At 59.5% G+C, this 14,367-nt stretch carries 10 protein-coding genes; 7 read left to right on the top strand and 3 right to left on the bottom strand.

Annotation, left to right across the window (positions count from 1 at the left end; all coding sequences use genetic code 11):
• Nucleotides 1–252: 252 nt before the first annotated feature.
• Entirely contained in the window at nucleotides 253–1,023 is a 771-nt protein-coding gene (locus AB7535_RS23250; protein WP_354134215.1) for a response regulator transcription factor, read from the top strand.
• An 828-nt stretch (nucleotides 1,024–1,851) separates the two neighbouring features.
• On the top strand, nucleotides 1,852–2,514 hold the full coding sequence (locus AB7535_RS23245) for a Crp/Fnr family transcriptional regulator (RefSeq protein ID WP_248878937.1): 663 nt from the start codon (nucleotides 1,852–1,854) through the stop codon (nucleotides 2,512–2,514).
• A 150-nt stretch (nucleotides 2,515–2,664) separates the two neighbouring features.
• On the opposite strand, the gene AB7535_RS23240 is transcribed toward AB7535_RS23245, so the two are convergent.
• Nucleotides 2,665–4,053 (bottom strand): glutamate-1-semialdehyde 2,1-aminomutase, encoded by a 1,389-nt coding sequence (locus AB7535_RS23240; protein WP_354134214.1) that lies wholly within the window; start codon nucleotides 4,051–4,053, stop codon nucleotides 2,665–2,667.
• Between the two features lie 560 nt (nucleotides 4,054–4,613).
• Between AB7535_RS23240 and AB7535_RS23235 the strand changes: the two genes are divergently transcribed.
• From AB7535_RS23235 to AB7535_RS23220, 4 genes are all read left to right on the top strand, one after another.
• Complete coding sequence (locus AB7535_RS23235; RefSeq protein ID WP_354134213.1) at nucleotides 4,614–5,195, top strand: dTDP-4-dehydrorhamnose 3,5-epimerase family protein; 582 nt, start codon at nucleotides 4,614–4,616, stop codon at nucleotides 5,193–5,195.
• 125 nt (nucleotides 5,196–5,320) lie between these two features.
• Nucleotides 5,321–6,610 (top strand): methyltransferase domain-containing protein, encoded by a 1,290-nt coding sequence (locus tag AB7535_RS23230; protein WP_439035293.1) that lies wholly within the window; start codon nucleotides 5,321–5,323, stop codon nucleotides 6,608–6,610.
• 29 nt (nucleotides 6,611–6,639) lie between these two features.
• Nucleotides 6,640–8,001: a DUF4910 domain-containing protein gene (locus AB7535_RS23225; protein WP_354134211.1), complete on the top strand. Its 1,362-nt coding sequence runs from the start codon at nucleotides 6,640–6,642 to the stop codon at nucleotides 7,999–8,001.
• A gap of 9 nt (nucleotides 8,002–8,010) precedes the next feature.
• Nucleotides 8,011–8,388 (top strand): VanZ family protein, encoded by a 378-nt coding sequence (locus AB7535_RS23220; RefSeq protein WP_439035292.1) that lies wholly within the window; start codon nucleotides 8,011–8,013, stop codon nucleotides 8,386–8,388.
• Nucleotides 8,389–8,426: 38 nt separating this feature from the next.
• Here the strand turns inward: AB7535_RS23220 and AB7535_RS23215 are convergent, their stop codons facing one another.
• Together AB7535_RS23215 and AB7535_RS23210 are read right to left on the bottom strand one after the other, a co-directional pair.
• Complete coding sequence (locus AB7535_RS23215; RefSeq protein WP_439035291.1) at nucleotides 8,427–10,436, bottom strand: HlyD family type I secretion periplasmic adaptor subunit; 2,010 nt, start codon at nucleotides 10,434–10,436, stop codon at nucleotides 8,427–8,429.
• Nucleotides 10,437–10,526: 90 nt separating this feature from the next.
• Nucleotides 10,527–12,668 carry a type I secretion system permease/ATPase gene (locus AB7535_RS23210; RefSeq protein WP_439036962.1) on the bottom strand — a complete coding sequence of 714 codons (2,142 nt, stop codon included), beginning with the start codon at nucleotides 12,666–12,668 and terminating at the stop codon, nucleotides 10,527–10,529.
• Nucleotides 12,669–13,011: 343 nt separating this feature from the next.
• Between AB7535_RS23210 and AB7535_RS23205 the strand changes: the two genes are divergently transcribed.
• Nucleotides 13,012–14,367: a glycosyltransferase family 4 protein gene (locus tag AB7535_RS23205; protein WP_439035289.1), complete on the top strand. Its 1,356-nt coding sequence runs from the start codon at nucleotides 13,012–13,014 to the stop codon at nucleotides 14,365–14,367.

Below are 14,367 nucleotides of genomic sequence, written 5' to 3'. Positions count from 1 at the left end.
TCCAGGCGACGCCGGCCCTTTGGCGCGTCGACTTCGGAACGCATTGCTATAATGCGTTGACTTTTCCCTAACTCCTCATAATATTTTTGCAATGCGGCAATCGATCATGCCGTCGTTTGAGTGGAGGTAGGGGACACCAAGAGCTAAGAGCCTATGACCGTGCCTGTTTTGCCATCGTAATTATTATTCGTTCGAACTGCCATCTATGTGAGAGTCCCGGGTAAGAGTACGGGATTGCTCGGAGTTTGAGCAGTGCCTGTCATTCTGATTGTTGATGAGCACAGTGTTTATCGGAGCGGCCTCCAAGGTGTTATTGAAGCCCGGTTCAAGAAGTCGCGCGTCATAGACGCTTCACAGCTCGAGAATTTTGAGCTGGAGACAAGTGTCGACCTAATCCTGATTGATCTGGATTGTCTTAACCATCACGCGCTTGCGGTCCTATCCGAAGTTGTCGATTTGAGGCCGGCGACCCGTATTGCGGTCATGTCGGCGTCGAGCAGTCGGGCGGATGTACTGAAGTGTCTTTCGGCTGGCTTTCATGGGTTTTTGCCCAAGCTCCAGTCGGACGAGGAATTGCTGTCCGCGATCGGCGACCTGCTCTCCGGACGCATCTACGTTCCGCGATGGTTGGTGGATGATGATGTCAGCCGACCCGAGCCCCAACAGACGGTCAACTTCAATCTGGAATCTCTGCGATTGACTCGCCGGCAGAACGAAATTCTTCCACTGCTAGCCCAGGGAATGTCGAACAAGGAGATTGCGCGCGAGCTGAGCATCGCGGAAGGGACCAGCAAGATCCATACGGCGGCGCTCCTGCGTGCGCTTTGTGCCCGCAATCGGACGGAGGCGGCGTTTATCGCCGCGAAATTGGTCGGCCCCAGGGACAAGCTGGCGAGAAAGACGAGAACCAGGCGCTTCTCATTGGATCGGAGCAATGGCTCGGGCCCAGGCTCGGATTTGATTATTGGCGATCGATGGGCGCGGCCTGCGGAGAGGTTCGTCTTTAGGCGAACAAACGGGTGATCGCTGCATTGGCTCAAGCTGTTTGAGATGGCCTCTCGGCGACCGTGTTCGCCGGCGGTCGTGCCGGTTCGGCTGAATAAGCCCCCATGCGCGAGATCTTGTCCTTCTGAACCGGCTGCCGTGCGGCGGCAGCCGGAGGGATGCCGGTGGGGTCGCGATACGCGACCGCAACCGCAGAGCCGCCGATAATCCACGATATCATGAAGCTCCGCCACGCTGCGGACCAGCAAGGCCGAACCGTTGCAGTCCGGTCAAAGACGACCGGCGGCGGGTGTGGGGCCGCGGAGATTGGGTGAAAGCCGTCGAGGGTCGCGTCGTCCCGTCGCGGTGATCATCGTCAACGGCGACGGCCGGTCGGCAGGAGTTCGACATGGCTCACGCGATGTCACCACCGGTACGGGAGGTCAAGGTTCTGACGCCCTTTGGCAGCGCTGTACCAACCTTAAGCTGAGCTTTCCGGCTCAAGCGACTGTCAGGGCCTCTTCGAGGAGCTCGCGGCTTCTCGGACAGGCGAGCAGCTTCGGATGACGTCATGCCAAGGGGCAATAGCTTGTTCGAGAGCGTAACTTTCCTCGAAAAATGGCACGGAAGATGAAGCTCTCAGATTGGGCAAATGTGGCAACTGCGTGAGCATCGCTGCTGCCAATCTGCAAGAGTCTTTTGCGCCACTGAGCGCCGGACGGGCAGCGAATAGTTTTATCGCCTGACCGGACTAGTCCAACCGGCTTAGCCGGAACCGGAAAAATCCTAACGCATTAGCCTGAATATCCTTCGGATTTAGTCAGCCTACACTTCAGCGTATTGGAATACGTGCTGAGGTGTTTTCAAATGCTTACCGAATCCGCGTTTCTTCCGAATGGTGAATCCCTTTCGCAAGGTCTCAGATCGAACGTTGCTAATTTTCGGCGCCCATCCACGTCCTTTGTCCCTCGCTGCCGGGCCCTCTTTTGGGAAGGAGAGGAAGACGCGCAGAAGATCGAGATCGTTGAGGGGGTCGTGCGGGCAGTCCGCCTTCTCGAGAACGGAAATCGCCAGATCCTCGCTTTCTACTGGCCTGGCGAAGTAGTCATGCCGACCCATTCAACCCATCAGCAATTTACTGCGGAGGCCGTGACGGATTGTCGCGTTATCCGATCGAGGACCTCCGGAGTGTGCCGAAGCGATGAGCCCTGTGGGGCGCACCAGGTTCTGGCAGATACCCTTACCCTCGTGATGACCATGAGCCAGAAAAACTGTGTGGCACGCATCGCCTGGTTGTTGTTGCGCATTCGGCCGCGCCTGCCTCCAGACCCCAAACGCCCTGGCGCGTTTCGGCTTCAGCTCCCCCGGGCCGATATCGCCGATCACGTTGGCACGTCGCTCGAAACGGTCTGCCGTACGCTGGCGGAGTTCAAGGCGAAGGGGGTCATCGACCTTCCCAATCGTAAGACGATCAAATTCACTGATATCGAGGGGCTCGCGAGGATCTCCAACGGGCGCGCCGCCGACTAAACCGATCCATGTGTTTCAAGCTTCTCGCCGCGAATTGCTCCTTGAGCTCGCGGCGAGTTGTTTTTGGATGTCGAACGTGATCGGATCGGCGGGCCTTGCAATACGAGACGCCGCGCCAGCCCCGATGACTCAACCGGCCTTGGCGCGCCTTCAACGGCGAGCTTTCGTTGCAGGCGCCGCGGTCGAAGTCGAAGTGGCTCGTCGACGAAACACCGGCGCGACCGGTCGGCCAGTCAGATGGGTTTGCGGCCCGTCTTCCAGCGCCCTCTGATATACCGCGAATGCGCCGTCGATCGCCTCGATGGTCCGGTCGATGTCATCGTCGCTGTGCGAATAGCTTGTGACCAGCGAGGGCGCCAGCACGCCGCGACGAATTGTCTCCTGGAGGAACAACGTGCGGAAGATCTGTGATGGCACTCCGTCGCGATCACAACAGGCATAGACCAAATTCGCAGTTCGGCCGGCGAGCCTGAAATTGCGGGTAAGGCCGCGGCGCTGCGTCGCGGCTTCGATGCCTGCCTTCAAGCGATCTCCCTGGCGGTGAAGCGTTTCGACGACTGGCTCGTCACGATAGGTGTTCATGACGGCCAGGGCCGCAGCCAAAGCGTGGGTCTCGGCTCCATGGGTCGTCGAGAGCAGGAAGACGCGATCGCGATCATGATCAAGGCCGCCCAGCTCCATGATTTCGCGCCTGCCGACCAGCGCCGAAATCGCGATGCCGTTGCCCATCGCCTTGCCGAAGGTCGATAGGTCGCCCTCAATTCCATGGTGGCGTTGGGCGGAGCACCCTGGCCATCGAAAGCCAGTGATCATTTCGTCCAGGATCAGGAGGGCACCGTTCCGATGACACACCTCTCGCAAGCCGGCTAGATATCCTGGCGCCGGCGGCACGTCCTTTTCGGCCTCCAGGATCAATGCCGCCAGCCGACCCGGGTACCGGGCGAAAAGCGCCTCCGCCGAGGACAAGTCGTTGTATCGGAATCCCTGTGTCAGGTTCGCCACGGCGCTGGGAATGCCGCTGCTCATAGGTGTCGTGCAGATTGCCCAGTCGTCGTAAGAGAAGAAGGGGTGGTCGGAGCAAAGCGCGATCATGTCGCGTCCCGTGTAAGCCCGGGCAAGCCGGATTGCGGCCGTCGTGGCCGTCGATCCGTCCTTCGTGAACTTCGCCATTTCGGCGCCTGGAACGAGTTCGATCAGACGTTCCGCACATTCGACCTCGAGCGACGAAGGCCGCGTGAAGTTTGTGCCTCGCAGCAGCTGCTCGACTGCGGCCTGCGCGGCAGCCGGAAAGCCGTGGCCCAGCGACACTGCGCGCAGGCCCATTCCATACTCGATGAACTCGTTGCCATCGACGTCCCAGACATGGCAGCCCGCGCCTCTCGAGATGAAACCGGGCGACACGAGTGGATACTGATCGTCACCCTTCGCGTAAGTATGTGCTCCGCCCGGAATCGCGGCGCGCGCTTGCAACCGCAGCGCTCCAGACTTGGCATACTTCTGCGCGTCTACTTCCGAGAAAAACCGTGACCTGATGTTCATTGCCAAAGCCCCTCACAATGCGTGACTCATGAAAAACCGCAATCGCATGCCGCCCTGGGAGCATTTGACGAAGCCCGAACTAGGCGAATTTGACGGTTCTCAACTTGGAACCGACTCCGGCCACGATTCCGGGAGGCATTGTCCAGGCCGCAATCCGGTTCAGGCGAGACCTGGAGGTCATCGACCTCTAGACGATGTCCGGCGCGGATGCGGTCGGACTGGCGGGATCCATTATCCTGCTACCCACAGCGTCGTTCGGGCGCTGCTGTCCCATGGCCCGCGTTATTGAGCTTTGTCAGATTGGCGAGCCTTTCCCTGGCTAGCCTGTCGCGAGGTCTCGTCACAGATTGAGCGGCCCAATGTCTGAATTCGATCAACTCAGGACCACAACCTACGCACCGCAGCTCAGGATCGCGAAAGCCTTAAACTGGCCGGCTCTGGGTATCGGGGTTGCGCTGGTCAGCCTCGTTGCGTGGGATCTAGCCTTGGCGTGGCTTGCCTTCAAACTCTGCCGAATCGTCTTCCTCCAGTAGCCAGAATCGAGCCAACGCGTCTGTCGTATGATATTTTCCGAAACAATCCTCGCGGGCGCCTACACCGTGGAAATAGACCGGCATCAAGACAGCCGGGGTTACTTTGCTCGGGTATTTTGTGCTGACACGTTTCTTGCGCACAGTCTGAAGCTTGCCGTTGCGCAGGCGAGCATCAGCTACAATGCAAAACGCGGCACTCTGCGCGGCCTGCATTTCCAGTACCCCCCCGCAGCGGAGGTCAAGTACGTCCGTTGCACAAAGGGGGCGGTGGCGGACGTGATCGTCGACCTGAGGCCGGAATCGGCAACATATCTACGGCACGTCATCGTTAACCTCTCGGCGGACAATGGCCGCGGGCTCTACATACCGGAGCGCTTCGCGCACGGGTTCATCACGCTAACCGACGATACGGAGCTGATCTATCTCATCGGCAACTATTACACGCCAGGCGCGGAAGGCGGGTTGCCGCACGACGATCCTGCGCTGGCAATTTCCTGGCCGACAGAAGTGCGCGTGCTCTCGGATCGCGACCGGGTCTGGAAGCCCTATGGCAATATCGGGGACGAATTGAAGGCCCGCATGAACTTCGCTGCGGCCAGGGGATCGTAGATCGAGCGCGGACGCGATCCGCAGGCGTCAAAAGCAAACGTGACTTGACGACCGTCAATAGCTCTGTCCCTGGCCGACGCTAGCCTGTCGGCGACAATCACAGATTGCCCTGCAGGAGACCTAGAATGCTGAAAGAAGCGGCGTCCCCCATCAATCTCAAAGCACCAATCGGGCACGCGCCAGAGTTGAGCTGTTGCCGTTTCTGTAACGCGCCTCTCGAACGCGTGTTCATCGATCTGGGGCTGTCTCCGCTGGCCAATTCCTATCTTCGTGACGAGAAGGCCAAGCAAGACGAACGGTTCTTTCCGTTGCGTGCTTACGTCTGCGGAGAGTGTTTCCTTGTCCAGCTCGAGGAATGGGAGGCGCCGGAGAACATCTTTGGCGACTACGCGTATTTCTCATCCTACAGCGATTCATGGCTGCAGCATGTGAAGTCCTACGTCAGCCGGGTCATCGAACGGTTCGGAATCGGGGCGAACAGCAAGGTCGTCGAGATCGCAAGCAACGATGGTTATCTGCTGCAGTACTTCGTCGAAGCCGATGTGCCGGTCCTGGGCATCGAGCCGGCGCAGAACGTCGCCGCGGTGGCGCGGGCGAAAGGCATTCCCACTCGCGTGGAGTTCTTCGGTGAACGTGCGGCCCGTACCCTGCGACGCGAGGGGTTGCGCGCCGATCTGCTGATCGGAAACAACGTCCTGGCGCACGTGCCGAACCTGAACGATTTCGTCAAGGGAATGAGCTTGCTTCTCGCCGAGTCGGGTGTCATCACGATGGAGTTCCCCCATCTGATGCGTCTGTTCGACGAGTGCCAGATCGACACGATCTATCATGAACATTTCTCGTACTTCTCGTTCATCGCCGTGGAGAAGATCCTTGCGGCCCACGGCTTGAGGTTGTTTGACGTCGAAGAGTTGCCGACCCATGGCGGTTCGCTTCGGATCTACGCTCAGCACGCCAACGAGGGGTGGCATCCGATCTCCCATCGGGTGCTGGATCTCAGGCGACGCGAAATCGACGCCGGGTATGCCAATCTCGATCACTATGCTGCGTTCGAGGAGCGCGCCATGGAGACGAGGAAGAAGCTTCTTTCCTTTCTCGAGGAAGCAAAACGCCAGGGCAAGCGCGTGGTCGGATACGGTGCGCCGGCCAAGGGCAACACTCTCCTTAATTACTGCGGCATCACGGCGGACCTCATCGAGTATACGGTCGATCGAAACCCTCACAAGCAGGGATCGCTGTTGCCGGGATCTCACATCCCGATCTACGAGCCCGAACGCATCAATGTGACGAAGCCGGACTACATCCTCATCCTGCCTTGGAACCTGAAGCGGGAGATCGTCAGCCAATTGTCCTTCGCCCGCAGCTGGGGAGCTCAGTTTGTGGTGCCGATTCCCGAGCCCAGAATCGTCGATTGAGTCAGCAGGATCCCGGAGGACGGTAGAGCATGGACGATATAGCAAAACATGCGGACCTCGCGGGCCTCCGGGAGAGTGACGCGGCCGTCGACCTGTCGGCGGACAAGACCGGACGCGCACTCCACGAATTTGTTGCGGAGATGTACCCCATCTCTCGCAGCATCACGGGAGATGGGGTCCGAAGAACGATCGATCTCATCCGAAACCATATCCCGCTGACGACGTGCGAAGTGCCGTCCGGCCTCCAGGTATTCGACTGGACCGTGCCACCCGAGTGGAACGTGCGCGACGCCTACATCAAGAACTGCGCAGGCGAACGGGTGATCGATTTCAGGAAGTCGAACCTGCATCTTCTTGGTTACAGCATACCGGTCAGAGCGCGTATGACGCTCGAACAGCTCAAGCCTCATCTCTACTCGGACCCCGATAAACCGGACTGGATTCCCTATCGGACGAGCTACTACAAGGAGGCCTGGGGCTTCTGTCTGTCGCACAATCAATTGTTGGCGATGCAGGAGGACGAATATGAGGTTTGCATCGATACCAGCCTCGCTCCGGGCCATCTGACCTATGGGGACCTGAGGCTGCTCGGTCGCACCTCGGACGAGGTGCTGATCTCGTGCCATATCTGTCATCCCTCGCTCTGTAATGACAATTTGTCCGGAATCGCGGTCGCGACCGCGCTCGCGCAACACCTGCGGAAGATGGAGCACAAGTACACCTATCGCTTCGTCTTCATCCCCGGTACGATCGGAGCGATTACCTGGCTGGCGCTCAACGAGGGGCATGTCGGTCGCGTGAAGCATGGGTTTGTGCTGACCTGCGCAGGCGATCCGGGGTCGATGACCTACAAGAAGAGCCGCCGCGGCAATGCGGAGATCGATCGGGCCTGGTGCTATGTGCTCAAGCAGAGCGGCGAGGCTCACGAAATTCAGGAGTTCTCGCCCTACGGCTACGACGAGCGGCAATATTGCTCGCCTGGCTTCAACCTGCCAATCGGGACCGTGATGCGAACGCCCTTCGGCAAGTTCGCGGAGTATCACAGCTCGGCCGACAATCTGGATTTTGTTCGCCCCGACGCGCTGTACGATACTCTGACGAAAGCGATTGCAGCTATCGACGTCATCGAAAACGACGCCTGCTTTCGGAACGAAAAGCCGTTCTGCGAACCGAAATTGGGTAATTATGGCCTTTATCGCGGATTGGGCGGGCTCGCAGCTGGAACTTTCCAAATGGGGCTGCTCTGGATTTTGAATATGTCGGACGGCGACCATTCACTCCTCGACATAGCAGAACGATCTATGCTGCCTTGGGCCGTGGTCAAGGAAGCCGCCGCCGCATTGAGCGGAGCTGGTCTCATCAGGCAAGCCGTGCCGATTTCAGCAGAATAGTATGAGGCAATGATCCAAAGGCTGGCTCTCATTGCCGGGTGGGCGGCGCTTGGGTTCATCACGTTCGCGACACTATCACCGATTCAAGATTGCCCGACGCTGGCTGGCCTCAAGACGGAACACTTTGCAGCCTTCGCTGTCACGGGCTTTGCGTTTGCACTCGGCCTACCGCGTCGCACATCGGGCGTTCTTGCGCTGACGATCCTCAGCGCGCTTGTCCTCGAGAGTGCTCAGTTGCTGACGCCGGATCGGCATGGTCGGCTTCTCGACGCTGCCGTGAAGGTCCTTGGCGGCGTCTGCGGGATCGGCTCCGGCCGTCTCGCTCCGAGCTGGCGGCAGCTGATCGAACTCGGCACATCGTCATCCGCGAAACGTCAACAGCAGTAGCACGGCCAATGTTCGGGCGAAGTGCTCGCGCTCTAAAATTAGCGCTCCCGCAAGCTTTCCTGCTTGTACCGCATGATCGGCGACAAGAGATAACTGATGATGCTGCGCGAGCCGGACTTGATCTCGACCGTGGTGGCCATGCCGGGGGAAAGGCTGACGTGCTTGTTCTCGATGTTCATGTAGTTGCGATCGAGTGACACCCGTGCCGCATAGACCAGCTCTTGCCCAGTCGGTTCGCTGCTGGTCGTCCCGGCACCGAACGACTTGGCGTTGCCGTTTTCCGGCGGCTTGTTGCGGGGAATTGCATCCTGGGAGATGCTGATGACCTTGCCTGTGATCAGTCCATACCGGGTAAAATTGAAGGTATCGATCTTGATTGCGGCGTCCTGACCTGCCTCGACGAAGCCGATATCCTGATTGGAGATCATGGCTTCAACTTCGAGATTGCTATCGCGCGGGACGATCATCATGGTGGGTTGCGCGGGTGTCACGACACCCCCAACCGTGTGAACGGCGAGTTGCTGTACGACACCATCGATTGGTGCCGTCAGGGTCTGCAGGCCCGTGTGCCGCTCGGCCTTGATGACATCCTGGCTCAGGCCGGCAGCCTTCTGTTCGGCCTTCGCTAACTCCTCGAACAGATTGCGTTCGTACTCGGCGATGGTCTTGTTGCGGGTCTCCACCAGGACCGCGATGGCCGCTTCCGCTTCGCCAAAGCGGCTTTGCTGAACGAGTATTTCCTGGCGTTGGCCAAGTAGCTCCTGGTATTCGGTCAAATACTGTAGCTTGGATCCGAGTTCCTTCTGGTACAGCTGCTCGCGTATCTCGACGCGCTGCTGGAGTGGGCCGATCGTGGCCTTCAGCTTGTCGATCGACGCTTTCGAGGTGGCTCGTTCGGCTTCCTTTTGCGAGATCTGGCGGTCAATTGCAGCCAGTTTCGAGGCCTGCTCTGCGGTTTGGCTGGCGAGAAAGCGACGATGCATCTCGATCAGGGCAGGCGGGGCGGCTGGCGGTGGGACGAAAGCTGAGGCGGGGTCAGTCTTCGACAGTAATGCCTTCAGGCGAGCAGCGTCGAGCTGCGCACTCATCAGATCGCTCTTGAGGTGGTTCAGCTCTGCAGTCGAAATGGTCGCATCCAGATCGATCAGGCGTTCGCCGGTTCTGACGGATTGGCCGTCTTCAACGTAAATTGCGCGGACGACGGCTGTCTCGAACGGCTGGATGGTCTTGGTTCGATCGCTCGGGATGACCTTGCCGGGAGCGGTTGCAACAATGTCGATGGTTCCAAGGCAGGCCCAGATCAGCGCGACAACGAAGCCCGCCGTGATGCTGATGACGATCGTACGTCCCACCGGCGAAGGAGGGGTCTCTACGATTTCCAGCGCCGCCGGGAGGAAGGCGAGTGCTTCGTTCGGGCGAGCGCCGCGAGAAGGTGTCAGCCCCGCAACCGCCCGACCGAGCCTGCGGGCATGGTCAGCGAAAACGATGACGGCATTCCCGCCGTTCGTCCTCTGGAGCGGCTCCGCCGGCGCAGCCGGCTGCGGCTTGGAAACCGCGGACGCGCGACCAGCGAGGGATGAAAACAGTCCAGCCGGTCGTATCCGCACGACCCCGTAGCGCTCCTTTGACTGCCGAACAAATCCGAGACAGCTTCGCAGAATGCGCGAGAGCAACGCGGTGGCGGCGCGTCGTGGTGCGATCACGATCAATCGCCCGTCCCAAGTGGTCTCGAGGTCGTATCTCGAGATGATGGACGGCCTCTCGGCGCCCGATGTCATCACGACGGCCTCATGGCCATGGACCTTCCCGAGCAGAAGAAAGCCTCCGCCGCGAAATGGCAGGATGCCGGGCAGGGCAGATCCGGACAATCCATCCCAATCGGTCGTCACACAGCTCGCAGAGAGATTGAGCTCCTTCGCATAGGCGAGCATCTCCGGAACGCCGATCGGCCGGTAACCGAACCGCTGGAGAATGTGATCGAGGCTGCTGTCAACGCCGCGCAAGCGGAGGAGCAGGTCGAGCACGAACAGCCCTGGATCGTCGCGCATCTCCGCTCTTGTCTGTTTCATGCGATCTCGTCGACGCTGGCGTGTGCTCGACCGTTTCGTCGGTTGGTGGCGCGGTGAGCGATGGGGAAACTATGGAAGGTCATGGAAACCCGACTGTAGGCGGAAGAGCTTTGAATAGCGCCCCCCGCGCTTGATCAACTCCTGATGCGTGCCGTCCTCGACCAGGCGGCCATCTTCGATCGTGATGATCCGGTCGGCCATTCGTAGCGCCGATAGCCGATGCGCAATGATCAGCACAGTACGGCCCTGCACGATTTTCGCCATGTTCTGTTGGACGACGTGCTCACTCTCGTAGTCGAGTGCGCTGGTCGCCTCGTCGAAGATCAGGATTCGGGGGTCGGTGACCAGCGCGCGTGCTATCGCAATGCGCTGACGCTGTCCACCGGATAGACTGCTCCCGCGCTCCCCAACGATGGTGTCGTACCCGTTCGGTAGCTGCAGGATGAAATGATGCGCGCCGGCCATCGTGGCTGCCTGGACCACGCGTTCCGTCGATGTCGCAGGATCGGCGAAGGCGATATTGTCCCTGATCGAACAATTGAAGAGCACGCTATCCTGGAGAACCACGCCGATCTGTCGTCGCAGCCAGGCAGGGTCAACCTGCGTCACGTCAATCCCGTCGACCAGAACGCGGCCGCGCTCCGGGATATGCAAGCGCTGAACCAATTTTGCCAAAGTGCTCTTTCCTGATCCCGAGGAGCCCACGATTCCAATGACCTGCTTTGCTGGAACGCGTAGTTGGACGTCTCGAAGGATCTCGGGTCCATCGATGCGGTAGCGAAAAGTCACCTGCTCGAATGCGATGTCGCCTCGGATCGTCGCCATCGACATCTTGCCGGGACTGTAAACGGGCTCGGGTTCCGTATTCAGGATGTCGCCGAGACGCGCGATCGATAGCCTAGCCTGATGAAAATCCTGCCAGGTTTGGGCCAACCGGAGCACTGGGGCGCTGACGCGACCGGAGATCAGATTGAAGGCAACCAGCTCGCCAACGGTAAGGTACCCTGTCATGACGAACCGTGCGCCGAAATAGAGGATGGCCACGCTGACCAGCTTGTTGATGAACTGGACTGATTGGCTCGATACGTTCGCGAGGCTGGTGACGCGAAAGCTTGCCGCGACATACCCGGCAAGCTGCTGCTCCCAGCGACGTTGCATCTGAGGTTCCACAGCCATCGCTTTGAGCGTTTCCATGGCCGTCACCGTTTCCACGAGAAACGCCTGGTTCTCTGCGCCCCGCTGAAATTTGTCGTCGAGACGTTGTTGAAAGAGAGGCGTTGCTCCGACGGAAATCGCGACGTAGATCGGAAGCGAGGCGAGAACGATCCAGGAGAGGGTTGGCGAGTAGAAGAACAGCACGGCAATAAAGACGACCGAAAAAAACAGGTCGATGACCAGGGTCAGGGCCGAGCTCGTCAGGAAGTTGCGGATATTTTCGAGCTCTCGGACCCTTGCGACAGAATCACCCACCCGTCGCGCCTGGAAGTAGCCGATCGGCAGCGCCAAGAGGTGACGGAACAGCCGGGCGCCGAGCTCGACATCGATCCGGTTGGTGGTGTGAGAAAACAGATACGTCCGTAGAACTCCGAGGATCACTTCGAACAACGCCGTTGCCAGGAGGCCGAACGCAAGCACGTCCAAGGTGCTCATGCTGCGGTGCACGAGCACCTTGTCGATGACGACCTGGAAGAAGAGGGGCGATATCAGGCCGAACAGCTGAAGGCAGAACGATGCTGCAAGGACCTCGAGAAGCAATCGCCGGTATTTTCGAATGGCACCAAGAAACCACGTGATGTCGAAGCGCCGTGCAAGATCGGAAAGCGAGGCGCGGCGCGTCATCAGGATGACCGCACCGTCCCAGACGGCCTCAAGTTCCATCCGCGACAACATCACCGGTTGCGGTTGACCAGGCTCGAGCGCGATGACTCGCTCCTCGGTGGCCTTTCCGAATATGAGAAATCTGTCTTCCCGAAGGATCGCAAGAACCGGCATCGGTAGACCGGAAAGCCTAGACCAATTGGTCCTGACGATTCGGGCCTTCAACCCAAGCTCCTTGGCGCAGCGGAGGATCTCGGCGGCCCTGATGATGGTCCCGAACTGGTGACGGATGCGCTCAGGATCTATCGCGAGCCCGTTGAATCGGAGCATCATGACCAACGCAATCAACCCTTGGTCGGGGGCTGCGCCGATTGGCTCAAGTTGCTCGGGCATGCTCTCTCCGCGCGGCATCAAGCAGTTATGACCCGGCAACCCCGTGCAGTTTCTCGCCGATTATGAGGCTATTTCGCGTTGGCGCCCGAGCGGGCCGTAGGAGCCCCCGTATCCGTCGAATGGGGCAGCCTTGCGACTTGAAGCCAGCACGACATCTTAGCTCGGGCGACGACGCCGAGTTGACGGCCGTCAACTTCGGCGGGCAGCGGTCGCCTATCATCCCGGAGATGGTTGTAATTGCGACGAGATCGGCCGTGCACCGCCCGACCGAATACCAGGCCCCAGGCTTTGGTGTTTGTCCAGCGGTGCGGCCTGTCCCGGTCACCAGGGAAGGGCCGCCGCGATGACGGAGCCTTCGATCGATTTCAGCGAGGAGGTCGCCGTTTCGGCCGCTCGTTCAAGGCTCATCATCGAGCAAGATGCCCAGGCACGCAAATTGAAGCGGCTCGGTGATCCGGAAAGGCACGTCGAGAAAGTCCTGTTTGCGAACAAGTTCTTCTTTCGCAATGGCGGATCCGAAGTCGTCATGTTCGACGAGATGGATCTGATGCGGAAATGGAAAGTCGACATCGTCGAATTCTCCATGAACGACGATCGAAACATGCCGTCGCGCTTCCAGTCGTACTTCGTTTCGCAGAAGTCGTACCGCGCCTCATCCAGGCGCGAAAAGCTGAAGTCGGCCATATCCTTCATTCATTCGCCGGAAGCAGTCTCGAACATTACGCGTCTGATCCGGGATGAGAAGCCCAGCATCCTGCACTGTCACAACATCTACCACCAGCTCACTCCCTCGATCGTCACCGCAGCAGCGGAGATGGGCGTTCCCGTCGTTCTCACGCTTCACGACTACAAGCCGGTCTGTCCGGTCTATACGCAGCTCAGCAACGGAGAGGTGTGTTCAAGATGCGGCGACGGCGCCTTTGAGACGATTCTCGCCCGCCGTTGCGCAGACGGCTCTTTGGGACGTAGCGCCCTGCTTTGGGCGGAGGCTCGCTATCACGCGCTGCTGGGAAGCTACCATCGTGTCGGAAAGTTCATTGCGCCGAGCAAGTTCATGTACGATGCCGTGGTTCGACGGTTCGGTGCCGACAAGGTCGTTCATATTCCGAACGGTATCGACGCGTCGCGCATCGACGCTTCGGCGGGCGATGACGGATACGCGCTGTATCTTGGCCGCCTGTCGCCCGAAAAAGGCGTCGAGGATCTTCTCAGGGCCCACGCGAAAGCCGAGGGAGCCTGGCGGTTGGTGATCGCCGGCACCGGTCCGCTCTTCGATGAGCTTCAGCGCAAATACCCCGCTGCGGAGTTCAGGGGGCATCTCACAGGCACCGACCTTGCGCGAACCATCAAGGGGGCCGCGCTGATGGTGGTGCCCTCCGTATGGCACGAGAACAGTCCGCTCTCGATCCTCGAAGCGATGGCGCACGGCAAGCCGACCGTTGCTTCGAGCATCGGCGGAATTCCCGAGTTGGTCAGGGACGGGACGACAGGTCTGCTGTTCGAGCCCGGCAATACGGCTCAAATCTCCGAAAAAGTCGGAAATCTTCTCGTCGACCGTAGTCGTCGCGAAGCGCTCGGTCGCAATGCGCGGGCAATCGTCGAGACCGAGTACACGCTCGAGAAGCACGGCGCGGCGCTGTTCTCGTTATACGAGGACCTGATTGCATCAGCTGGCTCTTACAGGAAAGTTGGATCATAA

The sequence above is a fragment of the Bradyrhizobium sp. 956_D2_N1_4 genome, from assembly GCF_052076025.1.
Classification (GTDB): Bacteria; Pseudomonadota; Alphaproteobacteria; order Rhizobiales; family Xanthobacteraceae; genus Bradyrhizobium; species Bradyrhizobium barranii.
This window is presented reverse-complemented; position numbering and strand designations above follow the sequence as displayed.